This is a genomic window from Stenotrophomonas sp. YJH_SMC_54, from assembly GCF_059368435.1.
Window position 1 is genome coordinate 13,246 of sequence record NZ_JCAFRS010000012.1, and the last position, 26,866, is coordinate 40,111.

The 26,866-nt window shown below is 68.0% G+C and carries 26 protein-coding genes; 15 read left to right on the forward strand and 11 right to left on the reverse strand.

From position 1 onward, the window contains the following. Positions 1 to 32: 32 nt before the first annotated feature. Positions 33 to 2,693, forward strand: a complete 2,661-nt coding sequence (locus AC5P5S_RS14175; protein WP_495276326.1) for an ATP-binding protein — start codon at positions 33 to 35, stop codon at positions 2,691 to 2,693. Then, positions 2,674 to 3,387, forward strand: a complete 714-nt coding sequence (locus tag AC5P5S_RS14180; RefSeq protein WP_062605976.1) for a response regulator transcription factor — start codon at positions 2,674 to 2,676, stop codon at positions 3,385 to 3,387. Before AC5P5S_RS14175 ends, AC5P5S_RS14180 begins: the two co-directional genes overlap by 20 nt. A 96-nt stretch (positions 3,388 to 3,483) precedes the next feature. On the opposite strand, the gene AC5P5S_RS14185 is transcribed toward AC5P5S_RS14180, so the two are convergent. The 3 genes from AC5P5S_RS14185 to coaBC all read right to left on the reverse strand — a co-directional run bounded on the left by AC5P5S_RS14185 (position 3,484) and on the right by coaBC (position 7,571). Next, positions 3,484 to 5,763, reverse strand: coding sequence for a phosphomannomutase/phosphoglucomutase (locus AC5P5S_RS14185; protein WP_495205354.1), 2,280 nt, complete (start codon positions 5,761 to 5,763; stop codon positions 3,484 to 3,486). Between the two features lie 75 nt (positions 5,764 to 5,838). Then, the gene (gene dut / locus AC5P5S_RS14190) at positions 5,839 to 6,312 is read right to left on the reverse strand and encodes a dUTP diphosphatase (protein ID WP_005411999.1); all 474 of its coding nucleotides are present in this window, start codon (positions 6,310 to 6,312) and stop codon (positions 5,839 to 5,841) included. Continuing rightward, complete coding sequence (coaBC, locus tag AC5P5S_RS14195; RefSeq protein WP_005411998.1) at positions 6,309 to 7,571, reverse strand: bifunctional phosphopantothenoylcysteine decarboxylase/phosphopantothenate--cysteine ligase CoaBC; 1,263 nt, start codon at positions 7,569 to 7,571, stop codon at positions 6,309 to 6,311. Before coaBC ends, dut begins: the two co-directional genes overlap by 4 nt. A gap of 228 nt (positions 7,572 to 7,799) precedes the next feature. On the opposite strand from coaBC, the gene AC5P5S_RS14200 reads away from it, so the two are divergent. The 4 genes from AC5P5S_RS14200 (at position 7,800) to AC5P5S_RS14215 (ending at position 11,923) form a co-directional block, all read left to right on the forward strand. After that, complete coding sequence (locus tag AC5P5S_RS14200) at positions 7,800 to 8,426, forward strand: response regulator (RefSeq protein WP_033834997.1); 627 nt, start codon at positions 7,800 to 7,802, stop codon at positions 8,424 to 8,426. Positions 8,427 to 8,495: 69 nt separating this feature from the next. After that, on the forward strand, positions 8,496 to 9,200 hold the full coding sequence (gene radC, locus AC5P5S_RS14205; protein WP_005407759.1) for a RadC family protein: 705 nt from the start codon (positions 8,496 to 8,498) through the stop codon (positions 9,198 to 9,200). Positions 9,201 to 9,313: 113 nt separating this feature from the next. Beyond that, the gene (gene argS / locus AC5P5S_RS14210; protein WP_012478915.1) at positions 9,314 to 11,002 is read left to right on the forward strand and encodes an arginine--tRNA ligase; all 1,689 of its coding nucleotides are present in this window, start codon (positions 9,314 to 9,316) and stop codon (positions 11,000 to 11,002) included. 21 nt (positions 11,003 to 11,023) lie between these two features. Continuing rightward, a complete protein-coding gene (locus AC5P5S_RS14215) occupies positions 11,024 to 11,923 on the forward strand; it encodes an SPOR domain-containing protein (RefSeq protein ID WP_012478914.1) in 900 nt (299 codons plus the stop codon). An 89-nt stretch (positions 11,924 to 12,012) separates the two neighbouring features. On the opposite strand, the gene AC5P5S_RS14220 is transcribed toward AC5P5S_RS14215, so the two are convergent. Further along, the gene (locus AC5P5S_RS14220) at positions 12,013 to 12,765 is read right to left on the reverse strand and encodes an SDR family NAD(P)-dependent oxidoreductase (RefSeq protein WP_005411994.1); all 753 of its coding nucleotides are present in this window, start codon (positions 12,763 to 12,765) and stop codon (positions 12,013 to 12,015) included. A gap of 87 nt (positions 12,766 to 12,852) precedes the next feature. Beyond that, the gene (locus tag AC5P5S_RS14225) at positions 12,853 to 13,341 is read right to left on the reverse strand and encodes a hypothetical protein (RefSeq protein WP_005407755.1); all 489 of its coding nucleotides are present in this window, start codon (positions 13,339 to 13,341) and stop codon (positions 12,853 to 12,855) included. Positions 13,342 to 13,424: 83 nt separating this feature from the next. On the opposite strand from AC5P5S_RS14225, the gene AC5P5S_RS14230 reads away from it, so the two are divergent. Further along, the gene (locus AC5P5S_RS14230; protein WP_005411992.1) at positions 13,425 to 13,892 is read left to right on the forward strand and encodes a YehS family protein; all 468 of its coding nucleotides are present in this window, start codon (positions 13,425 to 13,427) and stop codon (positions 13,890 to 13,892) included. On the opposite strand, the gene AC5P5S_RS14235 is transcribed toward AC5P5S_RS14230, so the two are convergent. Continuing rightward, the gene (locus AC5P5S_RS14235; RefSeq protein ID WP_005407753.1) at positions 13,861 to 14,748 is read right to left on the reverse strand and encodes a LysR family transcriptional regulator; all 888 of its coding nucleotides are present in this window, start codon (positions 14,746 to 14,748) and stop codon (positions 13,861 to 13,863) included. The two genes, AC5P5S_RS14230 and AC5P5S_RS14235, sit on opposite strands and share 32 nt — an antisense overlap. A gap of 143 nt (positions 14,749 to 14,891) precedes the next feature. On the opposite strand from AC5P5S_RS14235, the gene AC5P5S_RS14240 reads away from it, so the two are divergent. Next, complete coding sequence (locus AC5P5S_RS14240) at positions 14,892 to 16,040, forward strand: MFS transporter (protein WP_329757753.1); 1,149 nt, start codon at positions 14,892 to 14,894, stop codon at positions 16,038 to 16,040. On the opposite strand, the gene AC5P5S_RS14245 is transcribed toward AC5P5S_RS14240, so the two are convergent. After that, complete coding sequence (locus tag AC5P5S_RS14245) at positions 16,037 to 16,735, reverse strand: TorF family putative porin (protein ID WP_111118144.1); 699 nt, start codon at positions 16,733 to 16,735, stop codon at positions 16,037 to 16,039. The two genes, AC5P5S_RS14240 and AC5P5S_RS14245, sit on opposite strands and share 4 nt — an antisense overlap. Positions 16,736 to 16,864: 129 nt before the next feature. On the opposite strand from AC5P5S_RS14245, the gene AC5P5S_RS14250 reads away from it, so the two are divergent. Further along, positions 16,865 to 17,302, forward strand: coding sequence for a DUF6165 family protein (locus tag AC5P5S_RS14250; protein WP_043035177.1), 438 nt, complete (start codon positions 16,865 to 16,867; stop codon positions 17,300 to 17,302). Positions 17,303 to 17,309: 7 nt separating this feature from the next. Here AC5P5S_RS14250 and AC5P5S_RS14255 read toward each other — a convergent pair whose 3' ends face one another. Both AC5P5S_RS14255 and AC5P5S_RS14260 read right to left on the reverse strand, forming a co-directional pair. Beyond that, complete coding sequence (locus AC5P5S_RS14255; protein WP_005407749.1) at positions 17,310 to 17,981, reverse strand: response regulator transcription factor; 672 nt, start codon at positions 17,979 to 17,981, stop codon at positions 17,310 to 17,312. 190 nt (positions 17,982 to 18,171) lie between these two features. Then, the gene (locus tag AC5P5S_RS14260; RefSeq protein ID WP_005407747.1) at positions 18,172 to 18,744 is read right to left on the reverse strand and encodes an OmpO family porin; all 573 of its coding nucleotides are present in this window, start codon (positions 18,742 to 18,744) and stop codon (positions 18,172 to 18,174) included. A 210-nt stretch (positions 18,745 to 18,954) separates the two neighbouring features. On the opposite strand from AC5P5S_RS14260, the gene AC5P5S_RS14265 reads away from it, so the two are divergent. Both AC5P5S_RS14265 and AC5P5S_RS14270 read left to right on the forward strand, forming a co-directional pair. Next, positions 18,955 to 21,357, forward strand: coding sequence for a S9 family peptidase (locus AC5P5S_RS14265; protein WP_231336689.1), 2,403 nt, complete (start codon positions 18,955 to 18,957; stop codon positions 21,355 to 21,357). Between the two features lie 91 nt (positions 21,358 to 21,448). Continuing rightward, positions 21,449 to 21,808 carry a DUF1428 domain-containing protein gene (locus AC5P5S_RS14270; protein ID WP_005407745.1) on the forward strand — a complete coding sequence of 120 codons (360 nt, stop codon included), beginning with the start codon at positions 21,449 to 21,451 and terminating at the stop codon, positions 21,806 to 21,808. A gap of 15 nt (positions 21,809 to 21,823) precedes the next feature. Here the strand turns inward: AC5P5S_RS14270 and AC5P5S_RS14275 are convergent, their stop codons facing one another. Both AC5P5S_RS14275 and AC5P5S_RS14280 read right to left on the reverse strand, forming a co-directional pair. Beyond that, positions 21,824 to 22,507, reverse strand: a complete 684-nt coding sequence (locus AC5P5S_RS14275) for a hypothetical protein (protein WP_005407744.1) — start codon at positions 22,505 to 22,507, stop codon at positions 21,824 to 21,826. A gap of 107 nt (positions 22,508 to 22,614) precedes the next feature. Beyond that, on the reverse strand, positions 22,615 to 23,508 hold the full coding sequence (locus AC5P5S_RS14280) for a hypothetical protein (protein ID WP_049450901.1): 894 nt from the start codon (positions 23,506 to 23,508) through the stop codon (positions 22,615 to 22,617). A 492-nt stretch (positions 23,509 to 24,000) separates the two neighbouring features. Between AC5P5S_RS14280 and AC5P5S_RS14285 the strand changes: the two genes are divergently transcribed. The 4 genes from AC5P5S_RS14285 to AC5P5S_RS14300 all read left to right on the forward strand — a co-directional run bounded on the left by AC5P5S_RS14285 (position 24,001) and on the right by AC5P5S_RS14300 (position 26,838). Next, the gene (locus AC5P5S_RS14285; protein WP_012478904.1) at positions 24,001 to 25,434 is read left to right on the forward strand and encodes a Do family serine endopeptidase; all 1,434 of its coding nucleotides are present in this window, start codon (positions 24,001 to 24,003) and stop codon (positions 25,432 to 25,434) included. A gap of 101 nt (positions 25,435 to 25,535) precedes the next feature. Next, positions 25,536 to 25,901 (forward strand): hypothetical protein, encoded by a 366-nt coding sequence (locus AC5P5S_RS14290; protein ID WP_004153835.1) that lies wholly within the window; start codon positions 25,536 to 25,538, stop codon positions 25,899 to 25,901. A gap of 8 nt (positions 25,902 to 25,909) precedes the next feature. After that, the gene (locus AC5P5S_RS14295; protein ID WP_005407741.1) at positions 25,910 to 26,380 is read left to right on the forward strand and encodes a phage holin family protein; all 471 of its coding nucleotides are present in this window, start codon (positions 25,910 to 25,912) and stop codon (positions 26,378 to 26,380) included. Further along, on the forward strand, positions 26,377 to 26,838 hold the full coding sequence (locus AC5P5S_RS14300) for a hypothetical protein (RefSeq protein WP_005411983.1): 462 nt from the start codon (positions 26,377 to 26,379) through the stop codon (positions 26,836 to 26,838). Before AC5P5S_RS14295 ends, AC5P5S_RS14300 begins: the two co-directional genes overlap by 4 nt. Positions 26,839 to 26,866: the final 28 nt, after the last annotated feature.

A 26,866-nucleotide genomic window follows, 5' to 3' on the forward strand; every position in this document is an offset into this window, starting at 1 on the left:
GGCCTGCACCGGCTGCGCGCACAATGGCACCCATGACTGATGCGCGTACCCGCCAGGCCGATGCCCTGGTCGAAGGCCTGCAACGCGAAGCCGGCGGCAAGCTGACCGTGTTCCTCGGCGCGGCGCCGGGCGTGGGCAAGACCTACGCCATGCTGACCCGCGCGCAGGAACAGCTGCGTCGCGGCGTCGACCTGGTGGTCGGGTTGGTGGAAACCCATGGCCGTGCCGATACCCAGGCGCTGCTGGAGGGGCTGCCACAGCTGCCGCTGAAGGACGTGGCCTACCACGGCCATGCCCTGCAGGAGATGGACCTGGATGCCGTGCTCGCACGGCATCCGGCCTTGGTGCTGGTGGACGAACTGGCCCATCGCAATGCACCCGGCAGCCGCCACGAGCGGCGCTGGCAGGATGTGATGGAGCTGCTGGACGCCGGCATCGACGTCTGGACCACGGTCAACATCCAGCATCTGGAAAGCCTCAATGACGTGGTGATGCGCATCACCGGTGTGCGGGTCAGCGAGACCGTGCCGGATGGGGTGCTCGACCGCCTGCATGACATCGTGCTGGTCGACCTGCCGCCGCGCGAGCTGATCGCGCGCCTGCAGCAGGGCAAGGTCTATGTGCCCGAACAGGCCGCGCAGGCGCTGCAGGCGTTCTTCTCGCCGGCCAACCTGACCGCGCTGCGCGAGCTGGCGATGCAGGAGGCGGCCGACCGCGTCGACAGCAGCCTGCGTGAAGCGCGCGCCGCGCGCGGCGAGAGCAACCTGCCACTGCGTCGTGGCGTGCTGGTGGCCATTGATGGCGGCGGTCAGAGCGAATACCTGGTGCGGGTGGCGCGGCGCATCGCCGAACGCCGCGATGCGCCGTGGACGGTGGTGACCGTGCAGGGCCGACGCCAGGACGAGGCGACCCGGCGCGAGATCGATGCTGCGTTCGCCCTGGCACGCCGCCTCGGCGGCGACGCCGAACTGCTGCACGGATCAAGCATCGCCGATGCCCTGCTCGACCATGCCGCGCACAACGGCGTGTCGACCCTGGTGCTCGGCCGGACCCGCGAACGTCCACTGGCGCGGATGTTCAACCGCACCCTGACCCAGCAGCTGATCCAGCGCGGCGCGCATTACGAGATCACCATCATCAGCACCCCACAGGCACGTGCGCGCTCGCGCCGCGAGGGCCTGCTGCCGCCGATGCGCGGCATCAGCTACGAACCGGTGCAGGCGCTGATCGCCACCGCGCTGGCCTGTGCGGTGGCATGGCTGGCCGAACGCTGGGTCGGCATGGCCGACCTGTCGATGGTGTTCATCGTGGCGGTGGTGCTGGTGGCCGCACGCACGCGCGCCAGCGTGGCGGTGATGGCGGCGATCCTGTGCTTCCTCGCCTACAACTTCCTGTTCATCGCGCCGCGCTTCACCTTCGCCATCGGCGCGCGCCAGGGCGTGATCACCGTGTTCCTGTTCCTGGCCGCCGCACTGGTGGCCGGACGCCTGGCCTCGCGCCTGCGCATGCAGGTGATCGCGCTGCGTGCGGCGAATCGACATGCGCGTGCGCGCCAGCAGCTGGGACGGCAGCTGGCCAGCGCGGCCGGCAACGGCGAGGTGGCCCAGGCGGGTCGGCATGCACTGGAACAGGCCATGGACGTTCCAGCGTGGCTACGGATCGGCGCCGATACCGCAACCGGTGGCCGCAGCCAGCCGGGCGATACCGACTTGGCCGCCGCCGATTGGGCACTGCGCCACGGCCAGCCCAGCGGGCGCTTCACCGACACCCTGGCCGGTGCGCAGTGGTGGTTCCTGCCGCTGCTGGATGGCGAAGACCGCGCCATCGGCGTGGCGGGCCTTTACCTGCCCGGCGCACAGGCGCGCCTGCTGCCCGAGCAGCGGCAGCTGGCCGAGGCGATGGTCGACGACATCGCCCAGGCCGCGCTGCGCACGCGGCTGGTGGCCGAACTGGAGCAGGCCCACGTCAGCAACGAGACCGAGCGGCTGCGCTCGGCGCTGCTCTCTTCGGTGTCGCACGACCTGCGCTCGCCGCTTGCGGCGATGATCGGCTCGGCCGACAGCCTGGCCAGCTACGGTGCGGCGATGGATACGGCCGATCGCCGTGCCCTGCTGGACACCATCCTGGTCGAAGGCGAGCGGCTGGACCGCTACATCCAGAACCTGCTGGACATGACCCGCCTCGGCCACGAAGGGTTGAAGATCAACCGCGACTGGATCGGCGTGGACGAGCTGATCGGCTCGGCGGCGCGGCGCCTGCAGCGCTACCAGCCCAAGGTGCGGCTGGAGCTGGATATTCCGGCCACGCTCGCGCCGATCTGGGTACACCCGGCGCTGGTTGAACAGGCGGTGTTCAACGTGATGGAGAACGCGGCCAAGTTCTCACCGCCCGATACCGCCGTGCAGGTGCAGGCGCGCGAACTGGACGGACAGCTGCGCATCGATGTGATCGATGCCGGCCCCGGCATTCCCGATGACGAGCGCGCGCGCATCTTCGACATGTTCTACAGCGTCGAGCGCGGCGACCGTGGCCGCCACGGCACCGGCCTGGGCCTGACCATCTGCCAGGGCATGGTCGGCGCGCATGGCGGCAGCGTGCAGGCGCTGCCCGGACGCGACGGTCGCGGTACGCTGATCCGCATCACCCTGCCCCTGCTCAAGCCAGCCTCCCACGATGAGCCCGACCCCGATTGATGCCAGCGTGCCGGCCGCGCGCGTGCTGGTGATCGATGATGAAACCCAGATCCGCCGGTTCCTGGATATCAGCCTGCGTGCGCAGGGCTACCAGGTGCGACAAGCGGCCACCGGCCAGGAAGGCCTGCAGCTGGCGGCCAGCGAGGACATGGACCTGGTGATCCTGGACATCGGCCTGCCGGACATGGAAGGCCACGAGGTACTGGAGCAGCTGCGGCAGTGGAGCCAGGTGCCGGTGATCATGCTGACCGTGCGTGCGGGTGAAGCCGAAAAGGTGCGCGCACTGGATACCGGCGCCAATGACTACGTGACCAAACCGTTCGGCACCCAGGAGCTGATGGCGCGGGTGCGGGCGCTGCTGCGCACGCGCAGCGTGCCCAGCGACGGCACGCCACCGGTGTTCGACGATGGCCATCTGCATGTGGATCTCGTACGCCGCGAAGTGGCGCTGGATGGCGAGCCGGTGGCGCTGACCCGCAAGGAGTACGCGCTGCTGTCGCTGCTGCTGCGCAATGCCGGGCGGGTGGTGACCCAGCCGCAGATCCTCCGGGAAATCTGGGGCCCGACCCACCAGCACGACACCCACTACCTGCGCATCCTGGTCGGCAAGCTGCGGCACAAGCTGGGCGATTCAGCACTGGATTCACGCTACCTGTTCACCGAGCCGGGCGTGGGCTTGCGTTTCAAGGGGTAGTGCCGGCCGCTGGCCGGCAACTCCAGGGTGTGTGAGGTTCATGGGCTTGCCGGCCAGCGGCCGGCACTACCCACTCTGCTGCAGCTTCCAAAGGGGTCAGAACCCCAGCGGGGTCTCGCCCAGCACCGGCTGCAGCTGGCTGCGGAACAGCGCCTGGATGCGTTCCAGTGCCGCCTCGTCGTTGCCCTCGAAGCGCAGCACCAGCACCGGCGTGGTGTTGGAAGCACGCACCAGGCCCCAGCCATCGGGGAAGTCCACGCGCAGGCCATCGATGGTCGACAGGCGACCGCCCACATACGGGTTGTCCGGCGACTGCGCCGCCGCCACCAGCATCGCCACCAGCGCGTGCGGCGTACCGTCGGCCACCGGCACCTTCAGTTCCGGCGTGGCCACCATCTCCGGCAGTTCGCCCAGTACCTCGTCCGGGGTCTCCTCGCGCTGGGCCAGGATCTCCAGCAGGCGCGCCGCCGCATACAGGCCATCGTCGAAACCGAACCAGCGCTCCTTGAAGAAGAAGTGGCCGCTCATCTCGCCAGCCAGTTCGGCGTCGGTCTCGCGCATCTTCGCCTTCATCAGCGAATGCCCGGTCTTCCACATCAACGGGCTGCCACCATTGCGCAGCACGTGGTCGGACAGCTTGCCGGTGCACTTCACGTCGTAGATCACCATCGCGCCGGGGTTGCGCATCAGCACATCAGCGGCAAACAGCATCAGCAGGCGGTCGGCATAGATGATCCTGCCTTCGCCGGTGACCACGCCCAACCGGTCGCCATCGCCATCGAAGGCGACGCCGAGGTCGGCGCCGAAGCGCTTGACCGTCTGCACCAGGTCTTCCAGGTTGGCCGGTTCGCTCGGGTCGGGATGATGATTGGGGAAGGTACCGTCAACATCGCAGTACAGCGGAATGACTTCCGCACCGATCGCTTCCAGCAACTGCGGTGCGAGCGCACCGGCAACGCCGTTGCCCGCATCGGCCACCACCTTCAACGGGCGGTCCAGCTGCACGTCGTCGGCGATGCGCTGGATGTAGTCGGCACTGACATCGCGCTGCTGGTAATCGCCCGGCTCGGCCGCCTGCGCCAGGCGCCCCTCGACGATGCGCTGGTAGAGATCGGTGATGGCATCGCCTGACAGCGTCTCGCCGCCGATGACCACCTTGAAGCCGTTGTACTCGGGCGGGTTATGACTGCCGGTGACCGCCACGCAGGTGCCGGTACGCAGGTGGAAGGCAGCGTAATAGACGACCGGCGTCGGTGCCAGGCCGATGTCGATCACCGCGCAACCGGTGCGACGCAGGCCCTCGGCCAATCCCGCAGCCAGTTCCGGGCCGGACAGGCGGCCATCACGGCCGATCACCACCTCGCGCAGGCCCTGTTCCAGCGCCACGGTACCGATGGCCTGGCCGATCAGCGCGGCGGTCTTCGGCGTCAGTTCGCTGCCGACCACGCCACGGATGTCGTAGGCGCGGAAGATGCCGGCGGCCAGTTCCCCGGCAGGGACCGGTGGCGGCGGCGGCGCAGTGTCCGCGGCGCTGGCGGCGGCCACCGGTGGCGGCGCCATCTGCAGGCTCTCGCTCAGGGTCGGGCCATGATCCGCTTCCGCCACGGCCGCACGGCGCGGCAACGGCAGCGACTTCGGCAGCCGGCCGCGACCCACCACCAGCAGCACGGCGATGAACGCCAGCAGCAGCGCGACGATGGCACTGGCCAGCGAACCCAGGCCCAGAGGACCGGCTTCGACATTCGGTACGGCGGCCACCAGCCGCAACGGCGTGCCCGGAACCGGGCGCGCCAGCGCTTCGGCGCTCTCGGCCAGGCCGGCGTCGCCCTGGGCAACGAGGTCATGCGTGCCTTGGCGCAGGCCGAGGAAGCCGGTGGACGGGGCGCTCACCTGGTCCAGCGGCGAGGTCAGCCGCAGCAATGGCTGGCGCACGTAGAGCACTGCCGGGCCAAGGCTGCCCAGCTGCACCGGAGCCGCCAGACCCAGGCGATTGCCACCTGCATCGCGCACCACGCGCAGGCCAGGCTTGCCCTCGGCCAGCGCTTGTTCCAGCAGGGCCAGGCGTGCGTAGCCGAAGGTGGCCGGGTCGGCATAGGCCGTGGCCAGATCGGCGGTCAGCACGTCAGCCTGCTCCACGCCGGTCCAGCTCTCGCGCACGGCCAGCGCCGCTGCCGCGGCGTCACCGGCCTGCAGTGCCTGCCGCACGCGTTCGTTCTTCAACTGCTGCTGCAGCTGCTTCAGCTGGCCGGCTGCCGCCTCCTGCAAGCCCTGCACGGCCTGGTCACGCGCTTCTTCCAGCGCCTGGCCGTTGGCCTCCTGCCGCCATTGCTGCACCGCGCTCCATCCGAACCAGCCGGCCAGCAGGACCAGCAGCACCCCCAGTAGTGGCGCACTGCGTCCCAACGACCGTTCCCGCTGCCCTTCCCCGATGCCGCTCATCGATGTCCCCCGTCAACGCACCCCGGTATGGCCGAATCCACCCGTTCCCCGCACGCTGTCGGTGAAAGTATCCACCACCTGCAGGCTGACGCGGGCAATCGGCACGACCACCAGCTGCGCGATGCGATCGCCCGGCTCGATGGTGAAGGCCTCGCGGCCACGGTTCCAGACGCTGATCAGCAACGGGCCCTGGTAATCGGCGTCGATCAGGCCGGTGCCGTTGCCGAGCACGATGCCGTGGCGGTGGCCCAGCCCGGAACGCGGCAGGATCACCGCGCACAGGTGCGGATCAGCGATATGGATGGCCAGGCCGCTGGGCACCAGCGCGGTGTCGCCCGGCTGCAGGGTCAGCGCGGTATCCAGCGCCGCGCGCAGGTCCATGCCGGCGCTGGCTTCGGTGGCGTAGGCGGGCAGCGGCCAGCTGTCGCCGAAACGCGGATCAAGCAGCTTGACCTGCAGCGGTTGGGAAGTGAAAGCCTGGGTCATGCCTGGAGTCTCCGCGCGATCAGCGCCAGCAGTTGTTCGGCCAGCTCGCGCTTGGAGGTGGCCGGGAATACCTGTTCACCGTCCTGCCAGAAGGCCGTGGCGGCATTGTTGTCGCTCTCGAAACCGCCGCCACTGATGCCGACCTGGTTGGCGATCACCAGGTCCAGGCGCTTGTCGACCAGCTTGCCACGCGCATATTTCTCCACGTCGTGGGTCTCGGCGGCGAAGCCGACCACCAGCTTCAGCGACTGCGTCTGTGCAGCGACTTCGGCGAGGATGTCCGGCGTGCGCACCAGCTCGATCACCAGCGACTGGCTGTCGGCGGTCTTCTTCAGCTTCTGCGGCGCGACCTGGCGTGGCGTGTAGTCGGACACCGCGGCGGCACCGATATAGATGTCGGCCGGCAACGACTTCAGCACGGCATCGCGCATCTGCGCGGCCGAGCGCACGTCCACGCGCTGCACGCCGGCTGGCGTCGGCAGCTGTACCGGACCGCTGACCAGCACCACCTGGGCGCCCATCGTCGCGGCGGCCGCGGCCAGGGCAAAGCCCATCTTGCCGCTGCTGCGGTTGCCGACGTAGCGCACCGGATCGATGTCTTCATAGGTCGGGCCAGCGCTGATCAGCAGGCGAAGGCCCTGCAGCGCGCGGGTTTCCGGTGCGACAACCGCCGCTGCAGCACTGCCATTGGCAGCCAGCGCGGCAACGATGTCGCCCGGTTCGGCCAGACGGCCGGGACCGGATTCGCCTTCGGCCAGCGGCCCGTCGACCGGGCCGATCACCTGCGCGCCGCGCTGGCGCAGCAGGGCGATGTTGGCCTGGGTGGCCGGATGCAGCCACATGCGGTGGTTCATCGCCGGGCAGATCGTCAGCGGCGCGGTACTGGCCAGGCACAGGGTGCTGACCAGATCATCGGCGTGGCCCTGGGCCAGCCGGGCCAGCAGATCGGCGGTACCCGGGGCGACCACGATGCGGTCGGCCCAGCGGGCCAGCTCGATGTGGCCCATGGCCTGTTCGGCCGCGCTGTCCCACAGCGTGGTGCGGGTGGGCTGCCCGGACAGGGCCTGGAAACTGAGCGGAGTGACGAACTGCTGTGCTCCGGCGGTCATCGCCACCTGCACCTGGGCACCGGCGTCGCGCAGGCGCCGCACCAGTTCCAGGGCCTTGTAGGCCGCGATCCCGCCTCCGACGCACAACAGCAGTTTCTGACCTTCCAGCGCGCGGGCCGGCGCGGGGGAAGCGTTGGGGGAGTCAGCCACCTGGAATTCCTGTGCAAACGAGGGCGCTAGCTTACCCGATGGTCGGTAATGTCCCGGTGCAGGGCGCACATAGCGGGCGGCTATCAGCAGATGGAGTCCGTCTCCGTTGACCCGGGATTCACCCGGTACCAGTTTCGGACCTTTCCTATACCTCTACGGGTCTGCGCTTTTGCAGAATCAGGCATTGGCTGCCGCCCGCCGTGGCCTGTCCGACCTTCGAGGAGCCGCGTGCATCCGCGCATCATCATCGCCGACGACCATCCCGTGGTCCTGCATGGCATCCGTATCGTGCTGCAGACCTACCTGATGGACATCGTCGGCAGTGCGCGCGACGGCGCCCAGCTGCTGGAGCTGGTGGATCACCACGACTGCGATGCGGTGCTGACCGACCTGTCGATGCCGGGTGCCGGTCCGGACGGTCCGGAGCTGATCGACGCGCTGCGCATGCGCCGCCCTGGCCTGCCGGTGGTGGTGCTGACCGGCGCCCGCCATCCCGGCCTGCTGGACAGCCTGCTGCGGGAGGGTATCAGTGGCCTGGTCGACAAGTGCGCCGATTTCGCCGAACTGCCCCACGCGCTGAACGCCGCGCTGGCCGGGCAGGTATTCGTCTCCCAACAGCTGCGCCACCACCTGCAGGCGCGCGACCTGCTGTTTCCACGTCAGCCGGCGCCGTTGTCGGCACGCGAACAGGAAGTGCTGGAGCTGCTGGCAGCCGGCCTCAGCGTGAACGAAGTCGCCGAGCGCTGCGGGCGCAGCCCGAAGACCATCAGCCGGCAGAAGGCCGAAGCCAAGCGCAAGCTGGGCCTGCAGAACAACCAGGAACTGTTCGACTACCTGCAGACCCGGCGCGGCTGAGGCAACCTCCGACCCCAGTCCGCGGCATGCCCCGATGGGAGCCACCGCAAGGTCTGGCGATGATGGGCCATGCCCATCCATGACTGGCCCGAACAGGAACGCCCCCGCGAGAAGCTGATCGCGCGCGGGCCCACGGCACTTTCCGACGCCGAACTGCTGGCCCTGTTTCTCGGCTCCGGGTTCGGTGGCCGCGATGCCGTGCAGACCGCGCGCGACCTGCTGCAGGCGCACGGCCCGTTGCGGGTACTGCTCGACCGCCCCGCCGCCGAGCTCGCCCGCCTGCCCGGGCTCGGCCCGGCACGCAGTTGCACGCTTGCTGCCGGGCTGGAACTGGCCCATCGCTACCTGGCGGCCGAGCTGGAGCACGGCGAGGCGGTTGGCAACAATCCGGCGGCGGTCGGCCGCTACCTGCAGCACCGGCTGCGTGGCCAGGCCCGCGAGGTCTTCATGGCCCTGTTCCTGGACAACCGCCACCGCCTGATCGCCTGTGAAGAGCTGTTCCACGGCACCATCAACGCCGCACCGGTCTACCCCCGCGAAGTGGTGCGGCGCGCCCTGCTGCACAACGCGGCGGCGGTGATCCTCAGCCACAACCACCCTTCCGGCGATCCGGAACCCTCCAGCGCCGATACCCGCATCACCGACGAACTGCAGCAGGCGCTGGCGATGGTGGACGTGCGCCTGCTGGACCACTTCGTGGTCGGCGAGGGCCGTCCCGTTTCATTTGCTGAACGGGGTCTGCTATCCCCGCCCCAGCCGCGGCTGTTCGGCTGAGCGCGGCCCTTCAGGCGCCATCGGCCGCCCCCACAGGCATGTTCTGGTCAGCGTGGGCGCGGGTATCTGCGCTAAAATGGGCGATTCCGCCGCTCATTCTCACAGCAGGCCTCGTGAAAAATCTCCTCCGCGCCCTGATCAGCCAAGGCATCGAAGCCTTGCGCGCCAATGGCACCCTGCCCGCCGACTCCCTGCCGCCGGACTTCGTGGTCGAGCGCCCGAAGACCCGCGACCACGGCGACTTCGCCACCAACGCCGCGATGCTGCTGGCCAAGGCCGCGCGCAGCAATCCGCGCGCACTGGCGCAGGCGCTGGTCGAGGCGCTGCCGCGCAGCGAGGACGTGAGCAAGGTCGAGATCGCCGGCCCCGGCTTCATCAACTTCCACCTGGCCCCGGCCGCGTACCAGCGCGAAGCCGCGTCGGTCATCAAGGAAGCCCACGACTACGGCCGCAACCTGTCCGGCAATGGCCGCACGGTGGGCGTGGAGTACGTGTCGGCCAACCCGACCGGCCCGCTGCATGTCGGCCATGGCCGCGCGGCAGCGATCGGCGACTGCGTGGCGCGCGTGCTCGATGCCAACGGCTGGAACGCCAAGCGTGAGTTCTACTACAACGACGCCGGCGTGCAGATCGAGAACCTGGCGCTGTCCACCCAGGCACGGATCAAGGGCATCGCGCCGGACCAGGACGGCTGGCCGGAAGGTGGCTACCGCGGCGAGTACATCGCCGACGTCGCACGCGCCTACATGGCCGGCGCCAGCGTCGACCTGGAAGGCAGCACCGTGGTCGGCGCCAAGGACCCGGACGACATGCAGGCGATCCGCCGCTTCGCCGTGGCCTACCTGCGCAACGAGCAGAACCTGGACCTGGCCGCGTTCGGCGTCGACTTCGACATCTATTTCCTGGAAAGCTCGCTGTACGCCGACGGCAAGGTAGCCGAAGCGGTGGCCAAGCTGCAGGCGTCGGGTCATACCTATGAAGAAGGTGGCGCGCTGTGGCTGCGCAGCACCGACTTCGGTGACGACAAGGACCGCGTGATGCGCAAGTCCGACGGCACCTTCACCTACTTCGTGCCCGACGTGGCCTATCACCTGTCCAAGTGGCAGCGCGGCTACGAGCGCGCGATCACCGAGCTGGGCGCCGACCACCACGGCTCGCTGGCCCGCGTGCGCGCCGGCCTGCAGGCGATGGAAGTGGGCATCCCGCAGGGCTGGCCGGAATACGTGCTGCACCAGATGGTCACCGTCATGCGCGGCGGCGAGGAAGTGAAGCTGTCCAAGCGTGCCGGCAGCTACTTCACCCTGCGCGACCTGATCGAGGAAGCCGGCCGCGATGCCACCCGCTGGTTCCTGATCGCGCGCAAGCCCGATTCGCAGCTGACCTTCGACATCGACCTGGCCCGCCAGCAGAGCAACGACAACCCGGTGTTCTACGTGCAGTACGCGCATGCCCGCGTCTGCAGCCTGCTGCGCCAGGCGCAGGAGAAGGGCCTGGTGTACGAGCAGGGCAACGGCCTGGCCAACCTCGGCCGCCTGGCCGACGATGCCTCGCTGCTGCTGATGAACGAGATCTCGCGCTATCCGGAAGTGGTGGAAGCGGCCGGCGTGGCGCTGGAACCGCATCTGGTGGCGCAGTACCTGCGTGAATTGGCGCACGCGTTCCACACGTGGTATCACGGGACGCCGGTGCTGGTGGAAGATGCCGCCGATCGCAACGCCAAACTGACCCTGGCCTGTGCGGCGCGCCAGGTACTGGCCAATGGCCTCGAACTCCTGGGCGTCAGCGCCCCGGAAAAAATGTAAGCATCAGGAGACGCAGTACACATGGCAGCACGACGCGGCAAAAGCCAGGCACGACGCAACAGCGGCAGCCAGGGCACCCCCGGATGGGTGTGGCTGGTGGCCGGTGTAGCGATCGCGGCCGTGGTGTTCCTGGCGGCGCCGAACCTGTTCAAGGGCGAGGGCGATGGCTTCCTGCGCGCCGGTCCGCAGCCGAACCCGAACGCGCAGCCGGCCCCGGTCGCCGATGCCGACAGCGATGTCGGTACCCAGCCGGCCGCGCAGCCGGCTGCGCCGAAGCAGGCCGAACCGGAAAAGCCGGCCGCCACCCAGTACGACTTCTACACCCTGCTGCCGGGCAAGGAAGTCGAGATGTCCGACGCCGAACTGGCCGCCAGCGCGCGTGCCGAAGACCAGCGCCGGGCCAAGGCCGAAGCGCAGCGCGCGCAGGCGGCACTGGAAGGCAAGCCGGTTCCGCCGGCGACCACGACCACGACCGCACCGGCGGCCACCGCCAGCGTGTCCAGCACCGCGCAGGTGACCGCCACCAGCCGTCCGCTGCCGGCACCGCTGAGTGAACGTCCGGCTGCGGCAACGCCGCCGGCCAGCACGGCCTCGACCAGCACCGCCGCCGCCACGCCGGCAGCGCGCGCGGAAACCGCAACGGCAACGGCGGGTACCCCGGCCACAGCCGCTCCGGCGGCCGCCGACAACGCCCGCTATATCCTGCAGGCAGGCGCCTTCGGCGCCTCCGGCGATGCCGAAGCAACCAAGGCCAAGCTGGCGATGATGGGACTTGCGGCACGCGTGGAGTCAGCACAGATCAACGGCAAGACCGTGTACCGCGTGCGCATGGGGCCGTATGGCAGTGCCGGTGAACTGTCCGAAGCCAAGCAGAAGCTAGATGGCACCGGCCTGCAGGCGATGGCGATCAAGGCCCAGTAAGCCTGCCGCTGTGAATGAAAAAGCCGGGCATTGCCCGGCTTTTTCTTGTTTCTGCAGAGTCGAGCCATGCTCGACTCTACAAACGGCGGTCAGCCTTCGCGGGCGACCTGGAAACCGGCGAAGGACTGGCTGACCGGCATCAGTTCCAGGCGATTGATGTTCAGGTGCGGCGGCAGGCTGGCCACCCAGAAGATCTGTTCGGCGATGTCTTCGGCGGTCATCGGGTTGGCGCCGTTGTAGAGCTTGTCCGACGCCGCCTGGTCGCCGTGGGTACGCACCACGGTGAACTCGGTTTCGGCCATGCCTGGCTCGATCGTGGTCACGCGCACGCCGGTACCGTGCAGGTCCGAACGTAGGCCCAGCGAGAACTGGCTGACGAAAGCCTTGGTGCCACCGTAGGCGTTGCCACCCGGGTACGGGTAGACGCCGGCCACCGACGAAATATTGATGATCGCGCCCTTGCGCTCCACCAGCTGCGGCAGCAGGCGGTGGGTCAGGGTCACCAGCGCGGTGATGTTGGTGTCGATCATCGTGGTCCAGTCCGACAACTTGGCGCTCTGTGCCGGCGCGGTGCCCTGCGCCAGGCCGGCGTTGTTGACCAGCAGATCGATCTCGCCAAAGGCGGGCGGCAGTGCCAGCAGCGCCGCTTCCATCGCAACCGGATCGCGGATGTCGAAGGCGGCGGCATGCACCACGTCCTTGCCGTAGCGATCGACCAGCGGCTGCAGGCGTTCGCCGCGGCGGCCCGTGGCGATCACTTTCCAGCCGGCCTGGGCGAAGCGGTGGACGGCGGCGGCGCCGAAGCCGGACGTGGCGCCGGTAATCAGGACAGTGCGGGTCATCAGGCAACTCCAGGGGGAAAAACCGGACGCCCATTCTGGCATTCCCGGCCCGTCCTGAGTTGCCCGCCGTCCTGCCGTCCCCCCGGCTCAACGCACGCGAAACACTCTGGCCTTGGGCAGGTCTTCGTCGACCTGCAGGAACCAGCGCCCGGCAATTCCTGGAACAACGGCGATCTGCGGCGACTGCAGCACCTTGCGCAGCTTCATCTGCCCCTTCATCACCTGCCATTGCTGGCCGTTATCAAGGGTGAACAGCGTGCCGGGCTGCCAGCCTGCGACCTCTCCGACCACGCGTGCATTGACCGGTCCTTCTTCCAGGCCCAGATGCATTGCTGCCGGTGCCGGCACATTGGCAGGCAGCGGCGCAGCGGCGGGGGCCACCGCTGCCGTCGGCCCGGTGGCCGCGCGCTCTGCCTCGCGCAGTACCCGGTTCAGCGCCTGCAACTGCGCTGGGCTGAGCCCGACCTCGGCCAGTTGGGATGCACTCAGGCGCCGCTCGACGGGTACGAAGCGGTCCTGGGCGAAGGCAGCGAAGCTGCTGGCGAGCAGCAGTGCGGAAAACAGATACCGGCGCATGCAAGGGTCTCAGCGAACGAGTGCCCACGATGCTGCAGTTCGATGACAGTCCGGTGACACGCCAGGGGCCGGTACAATGGGCCATGATCAACAACGATGTCCTGCGCAGCGTGCGCTATTCCCTGGACCTGGGCGACCACCACGTGGTGACCCTGTGCCAGATGGCCGACCCGGCCTTCGCCGTGGATCCCGAACAGGTGAAGGCCTGGCTGCGCCGCGAGGACGAAGCCGGTTTCGAAGCGATGAGCGACAGCGCGCTGGCGCACTTCCTCGATGGCCTGATCGTGCACCTGCGCGGTCGCGACGAGAGCCAGCCGCAGCGCGCGGTGGAAACCCGCATCGACAACAACCTGGTGCTGAAGAAGCTGCGCGTGGCGTTCCAGCTGCGCGACGTCGATCTGATGGAGATCTTCGCCAGCGCCGGTTTCAACGTCTCCAAGTCGGAAGTCGGTGCGCTGTTCCGCCAGCCCGGGCACACCAACTACCGGCGTTGCCTGGACCAGATGCTGCGCAACTTCCTCAAGGGCCTGAGCCTGCGCCTGCGCGGCTGAGCACGGCCTCGACGAACGCCCGCGCCGCCGGTGTCGGCAGCCGCTGCCAGACCAGGTGCACGCGGCGGGTCGGGGTTGGCTGCAGCGGAATCCGCACCACGCCCTGGAAGCCTTCGGCGATCAGCGCCGGCACGATGCCAACCGCCAGACCATGGCGGACGAAGCGCTCGACCAGTTCCATCAGGTTGACCTCGAAACGCACTGTGTGCGGCAGGCCAGCGGCGACGAAAGCATCGTCGGTCTGCCGCCGCGCACCGGTGCCGCGCGGGAAGTCGACCAGCGCCTCGTCCTGCAATTCGGTCAATGGCAGCCGCTTGCGCCTAGCCAGCCGATGCGAGGGGGCCAGCACCGCCACCAGGTCTTCTTCCTGCAGCATCTGGTGGCAGACCCCGTCCAGGCCGGCCGAGGGCGCCAACCCCACCAGTGCAACATCCAGGTCACGCGACTGCACCTGCGCGATCAGGTCCTCGCTCTTGTCCACCCGCAACTGGAATTCCACCTGCGGGTGCGCCTGCTGGAACGCGGCCAGCATCGCCACCACATCGATATCGGTCAGCGAGGAGATCTGCCCGATCGCCAGCAGCCCGCGCACCTCGCCACTGACCGCGGCCACGTCGGCGCGCAGGTGGCGCAGGCTGACCAGCACCTGGCGTGCGTGCACCAGCAGCGCCTCACCCGCTGCCGTCGCCCGCACCTGCCGCGGCAGGCGCTCGAACAGCGGCGTGCCCAGTTCCTGCTCCAGGTAGGCAATCTGGTGGCTCAACGCGGACTGCACCACATGGCAGCGTTCGGCGGCACGGGTGAAATTGCCCTCCTCGGCCAGGGCAACGGCAAACTCGAGCTGCTTGAGATTCATCCAACTATCTCGTTTACAGATGGCAAGGATGATGATGATTCATTTCCATCATGACCGCAGCAGGTGGACACTGTGCCCCCCGCTTCCTGGAACACCGCGTGAGCCCGTCCCTCCCCCCTCTGCACCGCTGGCAGGTGCTGCTGATGTCCGTGGCTACCGGCGTGGCCGTGGCCAGCAACTACTATGCGCAGCCACTGCTGCACACCATCGCCGACGCCTTCGGCGTACCGTTCGGCCAGGTCGGCATGGTCGTTACCGCCGCGCAGCTGAGCTATGCCGCCGGCTTGATCCTGCTGGTGCCGCTGGGAGACCTGTTCGAACGCCGCCGCCTGATCGTGGTGATGAGCCTGCTGTCGGCCGGCGGGCTGGTGATCAGCGCCTGTGCACCGTCGCTGACCTGGTTGCTGGTCGGCACCGCGATCACCGGCCTGTTCTCGGTGGTCGCACAGGTGCTGGTGCCGTTCGCCGCTACGCTGGCCGCGCCGGAACATCGCGGTCGCGTGGTCGGCACGCTGATGAGTGGCCTGCTGCTGGGCATCCTGCTGGCGCGCACCGTGGCCGGCCTGCTTTCCAGCCTTGGCGACTGGCGCCTGGTGTATGTGATCGCCGCTGCCACCCTGGTGCTGACCGCACTGGCATTGCAGCGCGGCCTGCCGCGATTCCACCACAGCGCCGGCTTGGGCTATTTCGCATTGCTGCGCTCGATCGGCGTGCTGTTCGTGCAGGAACCAGTGCTGCGCCAGCGTACGCTGCTGGGCGCCTGCAGCTTCGCCATGTTCGCGATCTTCTGGACCCCGCTCGCGTTCCTGCTGGCACAGCCGCCGTATGCCTACAGCGACGCCACCATCGGCCTGTTCGGGCTGGTCGGCGCGGCCGGCACGCTGGCGGCCGGCCTGGCTGGCCGCATGTCCGACCGTGGCCAGACCGGGCGTGCCACCGCCATTGCACTGCTGCTGTTGTTGCTGTCGTGGCTGCCGTTGGGGCTGTCGGCACACTCGCTGCTGGCGCTGCTGGTGGGCGTGGTGGTGCTGGACCTGGCCGCACAGCTGTTGCACGTCAGCAACCAGAACCTGATCTACGCGCTGCAACCGGCGGCACGCAACCGCCTCAATGCCGGCTACATGACCGGCTATTTCATCGGCGGTTCGCTGGGTTCGCTGCTGTCTGCGCAGGTCTACCAGCGCTTCGGCTGGACCGGCGTCTGCGTGGCCGGCGCTGCCGTGGCTGCGCTGGCCCTGCTGCTGTGGCTGCCCGGCGCGCTGCGCGCGCGCCAGGCGTCGCTGCCCGACTAGAAGCTGCCCTGCAGCGCCAGCTCCCATCGCCCACCGGCGTTGCCGGGGAACAGGCGCTTGGCTGCGTTGTCCGTGTCATGCACGGTGGCGCGCAGTTCCCATGCCGGGGTCAGCGAGGCGATGGCACTGAGCTGCCCATGCAGGTAGTCCGGGCCCTGGGCGGTGGCCAGCCAGTACTGGCCCACCGCTGCTTCCAGGCGGAGGCGTTCGTGCAACGGCACACGCACACCCAGCTGGGCATAGGTACCGCGATGGCCACCGGCCAACGCATCGTTGGAATGGGCGACCTGCAGCCAGGCGCGCTGCTTCCAGGTCACCGTGGTGTTGAGCTCGGTCCAGTCCAGCGCGCGGACGGTGCCCGGGTACACGTAACGGGTCAGGTTGGCATCCAGGCTCCAGTCCGGTGCCAGTGCGCCGGACCAGCCCGCCACCAGGTCGAACTCGCTGCGCGCGCCATTGTCCGGCTTGAACGAAACGTTGGACCCCCACACGCTGGCGTACCAGCCCGCTGGGATCGAGACCTTCGCGCCGGCCTGCACCGCCGGGTCGCCGTCGCTCTGCGAGCTGCCGCGCCATACGTAGTCACTGGTCAACGCCGCACTGCCACTGACCTGCACCTGTGCCTGCGCGCTGCCGATCCCGAGCAGCCCTGCCAGGGCGGCCACCAGCGCCGCCATCATCCCCTTGCTGTTCACTGCACTGTGTTCCTCGTCGAAGGCGGTCACGCCGCCGGGAACGCAGTGTCGAGGCGAGGGCCGTAACGGATCGAGGGTGCTGCCGGGCCCGTGGCGCAAATTCGGCGTAAATCCCGTGGACTGCGGCCAATGCCAGCAGCGCGGTATCATGGCGCCCTGTTTCCAGGAACCAACCGCGTGGACGCCATCCTGACTCCGGTATCGATCGGCGAGCTGATCGACAAGATCACCATTCTCGAGATCAAGGCCGAGCGCATCGACGATGCCGCCAAGCTGGCCAACGTCCGCACCGAGCTGGACGGCCTGCTGCCGTTGCTGCAGCAGCTGCTGCACGCACAACCGGCACTGGCCGCGCTGAAGCAGCAGCTGAAGGTGATCAACGAGCGCATGTGGGACATCCAGGACCAGCTGCGCGACAAGGAAGCGGCCCAGGTGTTCGACGATGCCTTCATCCAGCTGGCACGCGGTGTCTATGGCACCAATGGCGAGCGCGTGCAGGTGAAGAACGAGATCAACCGCGTGGCCGGTTCGGCCCTGGTCGAAGAAAAGCAGTACCAGGGCGAGTAACCCCGCCTCAATCAGCGTCGATCAGATGGCGGAAGCGGAACAGCTCGCCATCGTTGCGGATGCCCAGCTTGCGGTAAGCCGCTCGCTTCTGCGTGCTGATGGTGCTGGCCGCACGCCCACTGCGGCGTGCCATCTCGCCGGTGCTGCAGCCGCGCAGCACCCACTGCAGGACAGCGCGTTCGCGCGTACTCAACCGTGGTGAACGCATGGACTGCTGGCGCTGTCGGCGGGACTGGTTCAATTGTGCACGCAGCTCCGGCGGCACGAAGCGCCCGCCGCGGGCAACCACGCTCACCGCGCGCAGCAGCATCTGCGGCGCGCAGGCCTTGGACAGGAATCCGCGCGCACCGGCCTGCAGGGCCAAGGACACGACACCCGCGTTGCAGTGTGCGGACAGCACCAGGATCGGCACTGCCGGCCAATGTCGTGATACGTGCCGCAGCAGTTCCAGGCCTTCCCCGCTGTCACCGATCGGCAAGGCGTCAACCAGCAGCAGATCGATCGCAGCTGCCTGCTGCTGCAGGCGCTGCAGCAGGTCACCGCTGCGGCCATAGCTTCCATCGACCTGCAGGCCCGTCTGCCGGGCCAGCAGTTCCTGCACGCCATGCCGCAACAGTGGATGCGGATCCAGCAGCAACAAGCGGCAGGGAGAATCGCGGGGCGAGGGAAACGGGGGCATCGTTGCATTCCTGCAGGACAGGCCACTCACCCTAGGGCGCAGCCGACGCCTGCGGAATCCAATTCGTTGCAATGCCGCCCGTCCACCTCAACACGGTCAGGTAGCGTTTGCCCAGCCGGAAACGCAACAGGCCCGGCATGGGCCGGGCCTGTCGAGGCATCTTCAGCGCGCAGGCGCGCCGAGGAAGCAATTACCAGCTGAAGCGCGGGCCGACGGTGTATTCCTTGTCGCCGTGGCGGTTCATCTTCAGCTCGCCGTTCAGGCCCCAGTTCTGGTTCAGCTTGACCTGACCACCCAGGCGGCCGTACCACTGGCCGTCGATGTCGACGCCGTGCTTCTTGGCGTAGTCTTCGTAGCCGACCATGCCGTAGACCTCGGCGTGGGCACCGAAGGCGGTGCGGATACCGGCTTCAGCGCTGTAGCCGTTGAAGTCCAGGCCGTGCTTGCGATCGAACTTCTGGTAGGCAACGCGGGCAACGAAGTCGGTCGACGGAGCAATTTCGACGTTGTAGCCGGCACCGACCTTCCACTGGTCAACCTTGATGTTGGTGTGGTCGACTTCCTGACGGCTGTATTCACCGAACGCGTGGAAGTTCGGCAGGAAGCCGTAGGAACCCTTGACGCCCCAGCCGTCAGCCTTGATGCCATCGACGTCGGTCTTGGCGTAGTCGGCCTCAGCGTAGTTGTACGACAGGTTCTCAGCAGCCGAAGCGGTGAACGGCAGGGCAGCGGCCAGGGCCAGAGCAATCAGCGAATTCTTCATGGGGGTACACCTTCACTTTCTTATGGTGTGCAGCAGCGCCAGGGCGCCATCGCATCGGGAATGTAAATTCTCCGTTATTCGCCACAACGCTCCCTGAAAACAGTGGTCTTCGCATTGCTGAATTTTTGGGCTTGATTCAGGCTCCGTCTGGCATACGCGCGCGGCGCGCGTGCATCTGTAATCCTTCGACGATTGCAACAGGAGGTTGCCTTGCTCGTTTCCGATCCGCTGCGGACGTGTGTCCGCGCCGCTGTCTTTGCCTGCATTGCCCTCTTGTCGCCACACACCGCACATGCGCTGCAGGCGGCCGACTACCAGCGCGCCGAACGCGTGCATGACAGTCATCTGCGCGGCGCGCTGCGCAATGCTTCGGTCCTGCCCCACTGGCTGGCCGATGGACGATTCTGGTATGAGCGCGAAGACACTCAGGGCCGGCGCCAGGCGGTACTGGTCGATCCGGTCCAGGCGACACGCCAGACCCTGTTCGAACCCACTGCGCTGGACGCTGCGGTTGCACCGCTCGGTGCCAGCGGGCCACGCCTGCGCCTGGCCAGCGTGCAGCAGGCGGACGATGGCCTGCGCCTGCGGTTCAGCGGAGAAGTGCCCGTCGATTGCCAATGGCCGCGCTGGCAATGCACACGTTCACCGGATGCGCGGCCGCCGGCCGATGCACTGCCTTCGCCCGTAGGCGATGCGTGGCTGCAGGTGCGCGACAACAACCTGTGGCTGCAGTCGCCTGGCACGGTGCCACGGGCACTGACCCACGGCGGAGAAGCCGGTAATGGCTATGGCGTGCTGCCGGACTTCGCCCTGCGCGGTATTCCACGCCGTCAGGGCCGGATGCCGGTGCGCCCGTTCGCGGTTGGCTGGTCTGCGGACGGGCGCTACGTGGCCGGCATCCGCTACGACGAACGCGCGCTGCAGGACTACCCCTATCTGGAAAGCAGCCCGACCCACAGCGCGCGGCCGCGCGTGCATACCGTGAAGCTGGGGGTGCTGGGCGATGCACAGCAGGTGCGCGACACCCTGTTTGTGGTGGATACCCGCAGCGGCAGGCAGCATGACATCGCGCTGCCCGAGGGCTGGAACACGCTCAGTGAGGCCGGCATCCTGGGTTGGGACGGCGATCGGTTGTATGCCGTGATCGCGCACTTCGGCACACCGCGCAGGCTGCGCCTGCTGGAGATCGATGCCAGCAGCGGTGCATTGCGCACGGTTCTGGAAGAAGCCAGCGACACTCGCCTGCAGCTCAACGTGTATTCCTACAACCGGCCAGCGGTGGCCATCCTGCCCGGGCAGGACACCGCCGTGTGGTTCTCGCAGCGCGATGGTTGGGGCCATCTGTACCGGGTGCGCCTGTCCGACGGCAAAGTGCTGCGCCAGCTCACCCGCGGCCACTGGGCGGTGCGCGACCTGCTGGGTGTGGACGCTGCCGGTGGCTGGGCGTACTTCAGCGCCGGCGGCGTCGACGGTGGCGACCCCTACGTACGCGGCCTGTACCGTGTATCGCTGCAGGGTGGACCGGTCCAGCGCCTGGCCGCCGATGGCAACGACCATCTGGCCGATGCCGGCAGCGGCGCGTTGTTCGGCGGGCGCGCCCCCCAGGCGCTGTCGCCTGGCGGTGGCTATCTGGTGGATACCGTTTCCCGTCTCGACCAGCCACCACGCACCGTGCTGCGGGCCAGCGATGACGGTCGCGAGCTGCTGTTGCTGGAAGCGGCGGACAACCGGGCAGTGCTTGCTGCGGGGTGGCGCCCACCGCGGCGCGAACGTCTGCTGGCCGCCGACGGGCGCACGCCGATCTTCGCCACCGTCTACCTGCCCCGCGACTATCGCGATGACGGCAGCTTCCCGGTGATCGATGCGATGTACGGCGGCGCCTTCATCAGCAATGCCCCGGTGACCTACGCCGAAGCGGTGTCCGCGCTGAATCCGGTGTCACGCGCCAGCCTGGCCGAGCTTGGCTTCGTGGTGGTCAGCATCGATGCGCGCGGCACCGGCGGCCGCGACAAGGCCTTCCATGACAGCAGCTTCCTGCACGGCGCCGATGTGCAGCTGGATGACCACGTGGCCGCGCTGCGCCAGCTGGGCGAACGCTACCCGGGCATCGACCTGCAGCGGGTCGGCATCTACGGGCATTCGTTCGGCGGTTACAGCGCGGCGCGGGCATTGCTGCGCTACCCGGCGTTCTACAAGGTGGGCGTGGCCTCGGCCGGCAGTCACAATTTCCAGGGCATGTACGGCGGCGCCCTGCACGGCATGGACCGGCTGTTCGGTGGCGTGCTGCCAGCCACGGCCATGACCGATGGCGTGCCGGCGCCCTTTGCCGGGCTCGACAACGCAGCGCTGGCCGACAACCTGCGCGGGCATCTGATGCTGGTCTATGGCGAGCTGGACGAAAACGCACCGCCGGCGCTGACCCTGCAGCTGGCCGCCGCCTTGAACAAGGCCCAGCGCAGCTACGACCTGCTGTACCTGGCCCGGCAGGACCACGAGCTGTTCCGCAACGACGCCACCTACACGCACCGCATGTGGGACTACTTCGTGCGCCACCTGGCCGGCCAGCAGCCACCGGATACGGTGCTGGCACCACTGCCCGGTGGCCCGGGCTGAACGGGCGGCCAGAGGATGTCGATCCCCGACGCCCTGGTTCGTCGTGTACTTGAAGGCCGTGCATGCGGCACGGTCCATCCGGAGGCAGGCAATGAGCTACATCGATGGTTTCGTCCTGGCGGTGCCCACCGCCAACAAAGAGAAGTTCCTCGCCCATGCACGCACAGGGGATCCCGTTTTCATCGAGTACGGCGCGCTGCGCGTGGTCGAGTGCTGGGGTGACGACGTGCCGCACGGCAAGACCACCGACTTTTTCGGCGCGGTGAAAGCCACGCCGGACGAGACGGTGGTGTTTTCCTGGATCGAATGGCCGGACAAGCCGACCCGCGACGCCGGCATGAAGAAGATGATGGAAGACCCAAGGTTTGATCCGGCGACGAATCCGATGCCGTTCGACGGCGCGCGGATGATCTACGGTGGCTTCGTGCCGATCTACGAACTGACCCGCTGAACCGGGCGGACGTGCTCAGCGCGCGTCCGTTTCATCGCTGGCGGAGGCATGGCCGGCGCCCAGTGCGGCGCCGGCGCCGAGGCCCACACCGCCCATGCCGGCCCCCATTCCGCCACCGCCGCCTCCACCCGCACGACCGCCCTTGGCATCGCCGTCGTTGCGGCCCTTGCCACTGGCACCGCCCGGCCGGGTCGGCCCCTGCGGCGGTATCTGCAGGTCGGCCGGAATCGGCGCCAGGTCCAGCGCTTCGCGCACGAAGTCGCGCAGCGAGACCACCAGTTCGTGGGTATGCACCGGTCGCCCCTGTGCAAGATCGTTGGCAGCGCGCGCAGCCAACCGCACCTGTTCGTCGGTGCCCAGCAGCAGGATGTCCGACAGCGCCGCTTCAACGGCATCGCGGATGCGGCGCGCGCGATCCGAGCGGGGTTCGGCGATGCCTTCGGCATCTTCGCGCTGGCGCAGGTCGCGGCGATGGCTGGGATCCACGCCCAGTTCGCCGGTGAACGAACCGCCCAGGGTCTTGTAGGCCGCCATCAGCGTGCGCAGCCGTTCGTTGATCTGCCGGTTCTCGCGCTCGCGGCGCTGTTGCAGGGTCTGCATCACCAGCAGGCGGATGCCCACGCCCAGCAGGGTGATCAGGACCAGGCCGGCCAAGGTGGACAGCACGCCCTGCCAGGAACTGAAGTCGATACCGCGCATGCCCGGGGCTCCAGCGGAAAGAACCTGCATCTTGCCCCGGACAGTGTCCCGGAAACGCGAAAGGCCCCACCACCCGGTGGGTGGCAGGGCCTTTGGTCACGGCGCGATTACTTGCGCTTGGCGGTCTTGCGCACGGCCTTCTTGGCCGGAGCCTTCTTGGCGGCGACCTTCTTCAGCGGGGCAGCCTTCTTGGCAACCGTCTTGCGGGTAGCGGCAACCTTCTTGCCAACTGCCTTCTTGGCAACGGCGGTCTTCTTGCCGACAACCTTCCTGGCAGCAGCGGTCTTCTTGCCGACGGCCTTCTTGGCGACGGCAGCCTTCTTGCCGACAACCTTCTTGGCCGCGGCGGTCTTCTTGGTGGCGACCTTCCTGGTGGCGGCAACCTTCTTGCCGACAACCTTCTTCGCAGCCACGGCCTTCTTGCCAGCAACCTTCTTGGCGGCGACGGTCTTCTTGGCCACAGCCTTCTTGGCGGTGGCGACCTTCTTGCCGACCACCTTCTTGGCGGCCGCGGTCTTCTTGGCAACGGTCTTCTTGGCGACGGCGGCCTTCTTGGTGGCAGCCTTCTTCACGGTGGCGACCTTCTTGCCGGCAGCCTTGGTGGCGGCCTTGGTGGTCTTCTTGGCAGCGGCGGCCTTCTTGGTCACAGCCTTGCCTGCAGCGGCCTTCTTCTTGGCCACTTCCTTCTTCAGGGCAGCGGCTTCGGCCTTGGCGTTCTTCTTGGCCGCTTCCAGCTTCTTCTTGGCGTTGGCAACAGTCTTGCCGACCGACTTGGCAGCCTTTTCGGCCTTCTTGGCAACGGTCTTCTCGACCTTGGCCACGGCCTTCTTGGCCTTGGCAACGCGGGTACCGGCAGCCTTGGTGGCGCGCTTGACGGTCTTCTTGACCGACTTCACTGCGTCTTCGGCAGCGTGGGCGATGGTCTCGCCAACGTTGGTGGCGGTTTCTTTGACGTTCTCGACAGCGTCGGTCACGACCGACACACCATTACCGTTGCTCATGTTGCCCTCCTGGGGGCCTTAAGTATCAAAACGGGGCGATGCTATACCGACATTGACGATCGTGGAACGGGGCATGCGCCACCAATCGCATGTGCTGCGACGGCGATGGTGTAGTCGACCATCCCTGCAGGCACACCGTGTTTACAGGAAACCCCTTTTTTTTCAGTGCTGCGCCGCATGATCCGCGTCGTGACAGGCATTGGTTGTGTGCACCCGCCCGGATGCCGCGGAAGGCATGCAATATGGCGCGTCGCGGCACCGGGATGCGCAGAACTGCGCAAGTATCGTCCTGTATCCGCACGACCTGCGGCTGACGTCCGCGCACTGCCGGGCGCCGCCTCCGCTGTCATCACCGGCCCAGCGCCGGTCGTCGCGATCCGCGTTCCCGGCGCGCGGTTTTCATGGCGCATTTATCCAGATCGCGACACACTCATTCAGCTTGTTTTACCGTAGAGCCGAACCGCCCCCATTCCCGCCAGCGAACCGACTCCCATGCGACCGCTACCTACCCTGCTCACGCTCGCAATCGCCGCCGCCTTCGGTGGCTTCGTTGCCACCGGCATCAACGCCCACCTGGACAACCGTGCCGATGCCGCTCCGCTTCCAGCGGTGGTGCCGACCATGGCGGCACTGCCAGCCGCAGTGGCCGGGCAGCAGGTTCCGTCACTGGCACCGATGCTGGAGAAGGCGATGCCGGCCGTGGTCAGCGTCAACACCAAGCAGGTGGTGCGCGTACGCAATCCCTTCTTCAACGACCCGTTCTTCCGCCGTCTGTTCCCGGACATCCCGCAGGAACGCATCAACGAATCGCTGGGCTCGGGCGTGATCATCGACGCCAGGGAGGGCCTGGTGCTGACCAACCACCATGTCATCGACAACGCCGATGACGTACAGGTGACACTGGCCGACGGGCGCACGGTCAAGGCCGAATTCCTCGGCTCGGACCGCGATACCGACATCGCGCTGATCCGCATTCCGGCGCAGAACCTGACCGACATCAAGCTCGGCAACAGCGACCAGTTGCGGGTGGGCGACTTCGTGGTGGCCATCGGCAATCCGTTCGGCTTCAGCCAGACGGTCACTTCGGGCATCGTCTCGGCGGTGGGCCGCAGCGGCATCCGCGGGCTGGGCTACCAGAACTTCATCCAGACCGACGCGTCGATCAACCCGGGCAACTCGGGTGGCGCGCTGGTCGACCTGCAGGGCCAGCTGGTCGGCATCAACACTGCCAGCTTCAACCCGCAGGGCAGCATGGCCGGCAACATCGGCCTGGGCCTGGCGATTCCCTCGAACCTGGCGCGCAGCGTGGTCGACCAGCTGGTCAAGCACGGCGTGGTGGTGCGCGGCACGCTGGGCGTGGAAAGCCAGAACCTGACCGCGCAGATCGCGCAGGGCCTGGGCCTGGGCGAAACCCGCGGTGCGCTGATCACCCGCGTGCTGGCCGGTTCGGCGGCCGCCGCCGCCGGCCTGAAGCCGGGCGACGTGGTGGTGTCGGCCAATGGCCAGCGCGTGGACAGCGCCGAAGCCCTGCACAACGTGGAAGGCCTGGCGGCGGTCGGCAGCCCGATGACGCTGGACGTACGCCGCGAAGGCAAGCCGCTGCAGATCAAGGCGACGCTGAAGGAACAGGCACGCGCGGTCACCGGCGACAGCCTGGACCCGCGCCTGGGCGGGGCCACCTTCGTCGACCTGCCCGAGTCGCTGCGCCAGTCAGGCGCCAGCGGCGTGCTGGTCAGCGAGGTCAAGCGCGGCAGCCGCGCCGCCAGCAATGGCCTGCAGCAGGGCGACATCATCACCGATGCCACCGTCGGTGAATTCGCCGACCTGGCCAGCTGGCGCGCCAACTTCCAGCAGCGCCCGCCGACGCTGGTGCTGCGCGTGCTGCGCAACAATGGCCAGCAGCAGGGCCAGCTCGTGATGCGCTGATCGCCCTGCCGTAACACCCCCTATACCCCGGCAATGTTATTGCTGTCAGTCCAGGTCGGCACCGCCGACTCCCGTTCCCCCATCGCAACAGGAGTGATTCGATGAGCCCCACCAATACCGAGAACCTGAAGGAACACCTGGGTGAAGCCGGTTCCCACCTGAAGCAGGCCGCTACGGCCGCCGGCGGTGCGATCAAGGGTGCAACCGGTGCAGCGACCGACGAGCTTCGCATCGGCAAGGCCAACGTCAAGGCTGAATTGTCCGACAGTGCACTGTCCGGCCTGGCCGCCGCCGAGTTCGGCGGTGCCGCCGCCAAGGAACAGGTCGATGCGCTGATGGACAAGGGCAAGGACCTGATCGACAGCGCCGCCGAACTGATCCGCGAACGTCCGCTGGCCTCGTTCGGCGTTGCCTTCGCAGCCGGCTGGATCATCGCCAAGCTGGCCCGCGGCAGCAGCGACAAGTAAGCCGCAGCGTGAGCGAAGACAACACGCAAGCGCCTGATCCGGCGGCCACCCCGCCGCTGGATGAGAGCATCCGCCAGGTCGGCGCGGCCGGTCGTGCCGCTGCCGATTCGGCCAAGCACACGCTGCGTTCACTGCGCCGGCTGGCCTCGGCCGACTTCGCGCTGGCGCGCAGCGCATTCGGTCGTGCGCTGGCCTGGGCCGGCGTGGCGATCGTGTTTGGTGCATCGGCGTGGCTGCTGATGGCCGCCACCCTCATCGCGCTGCTGCAGAGCTGGGGCCTGAGTTGGCTGCAGGCCCTGCTGATCACCTCGCTGCTGAGCCTGGCCGTCACCGGCTATGCGATCTGGCGGGTGTCCTACTTCTTCCACCACACCGGCATGCACGCCACCCGGCGTCAGCTGTCACGCCTGGGCCTGTTTGACGAACCCAGCGAAGACGACCCTGATGCCGGCGTGCAGCTGCCCGAGGGCAAGCCATGAAGTTCGGCGCGCTGCAGCGGCGGGTAAAGCGCTGCGAACAGGTGGTGACCGTGCGTCTGGGCGAGACACAGGACCACTGGTCCACCCTCGGCCAGGTATGGCGACAGGGCTGGTCGCCGTTGCGCATCGTGGTGGTCGGCCTGGCCGGTGGCTTCATCGCCGGCAAGCTGGAGGTACCGGGCAAGGTCAACGGTGCCCGCTGGCTGCAGATGGTCGGTTCGGTCTCGAACCTGTTCGCCAGTGCGCAGGCGGCGTTCGCCACGGCGATGGCGGCGCAGGCCGCGGCCACCGCCGACGATGCGGCCGAAGAAGCCGACGATGCCAGCGAGCAGGCACAGGCAGCGGCCTCCGCTGCCGGAGCACGGCCGGCACCGGCACCACGCTCCGTGCCGGAGCCAGAACCGGACCTGCGCGGACCGCGTCCGGCCGAAGCGGCCACCGAGCTGTCCGAACGTTGATCCATGGAATCCGCCGCGCCGATCGCGG

Excerpts from the sequence above, each read along its gene's own strand:
- AC5P5S_RS14175 (WP_495276326.1), top strand. The coding sequence starts at position 33 with ATGACTGATGCGCGTACCCGCCAGGCCGATGCCCTGGTCGAAGGCCTG.
- AC5P5S_RS14180 (WP_062605976.1), top strand. The coding sequence starts at position 2,674 with ATGAGCCCGACCCCGATTGATGCCAGCGTGCCGGCCGCGCGCGTGCTG.
- dut (WP_005411999.1), bottom strand. The coding sequence starts at position 6,312 with ATGACCCAGGCTTTCACTTCCCAACCGCTGCAGGTCAAGCTGCTTGAT.
- radC (WP_005407759.1), top strand. The coding sequence starts at position 8,496 with ATGCCCATCCATGACTGGCCCGAACAGGAACGCCCCCGCGAGAAGCTG.
- AC5P5S_RS14215 (WP_012478914.1), top strand. The coding sequence starts at position 11,024 with ATGGCAGCACGACGCGGCAAAAGCCAGGCACGACGCAACAGCGGCAGC.
- AC5P5S_RS14220 (WP_005411994.1), bottom strand. The coding sequence starts at position 12,765 with ATGACCCGCACTGTCCTGATTACCGGCGCCACGTCCGGCTTCGGCGCC.
- AC5P5S_RS14225 (WP_005407755.1), bottom strand. The coding sequence starts at position 13,341 with ATGCGCCGGTATCTGTTTTCCGCACTGCTGCTCGCCAGCAGCTTCGCT.
- AC5P5S_RS14230 (WP_005411992.1), top strand. The coding sequence starts at position 13,425 with ATGATCAACAACGATGTCCTGCGCAGCGTGCGCTATTCCCTGGACCTG.
- AC5P5S_RS14235 (WP_005407753.1), bottom strand. The coding sequence starts at position 14,748 with ATGAATCTCAAGCAGCTCGAGTTTGCCGTTGCCCTGGCCGAGGAGGGC.
- AC5P5S_RS14240 (WP_329757753.1), top strand. The coding sequence starts at position 14,892 with ATGTCCGTGGCTACCGGCGTGGCCGTGGCCAGCAACTACTATGCGCAG.
- AC5P5S_RS14250 (WP_043035177.1), top strand. The coding sequence starts at position 16,865 with ATGCCAGCAGCGCGGTATCATGGCGCCCTGTTTCCAGGAACCAACCGC.
- AC5P5S_RS14255 (WP_005407749.1), bottom strand. The coding sequence starts at position 17,981 with ATGCCCCCGTTTCCCTCGCCCCGCGATTCTCCCTGCCGCTTGTTGCTG.
- AC5P5S_RS14260 (WP_005407747.1), bottom strand. The coding sequence starts at position 18,744 with ATGAAGAATTCGCTGATTGCTCTGGCCCTGGCCGCTGCCCTGCCGTTC.
- AC5P5S_RS14270 (WP_005407745.1), top strand. The coding sequence starts at position 21,449 with ATGAGCTACATCGATGGTTTCGTCCTGGCGGTGCCCACCGCCAACAAA.
- AC5P5S_RS14275 (WP_005407744.1), bottom strand. The coding sequence starts at position 22,507 with ATGCGCGGTATCGACTTCAGTTCCTGGCAGGGCGTGCTGTCCACCTTG.
- AC5P5S_RS14280 (WP_049450901.1), bottom strand. The coding sequence starts at position 23,508 with ATGAGCAACGGTAATGGTGTGTCGGTCGTGACCGACGCTGTCGAGAAC.
- AC5P5S_RS14285 (WP_012478904.1), top strand. The coding sequence starts at position 24,001 with ATGCGACCGCTACCTACCCTGCTCACGCTCGCAATCGCCGCCGCCTTC.
- AC5P5S_RS14290 (WP_004153835.1), top strand. The coding sequence starts at position 25,536 with ATGAGCCCCACCAATACCGAGAACCTGAAGGAACACCTGGGTGAAGCC.
- AC5P5S_RS14300 (WP_005411983.1), top strand. The coding sequence starts at position 26,377 with ATGAAGTTCGGCGCGCTGCAGCGGCGGGTAAAGCGCTGCGAACAGGTG.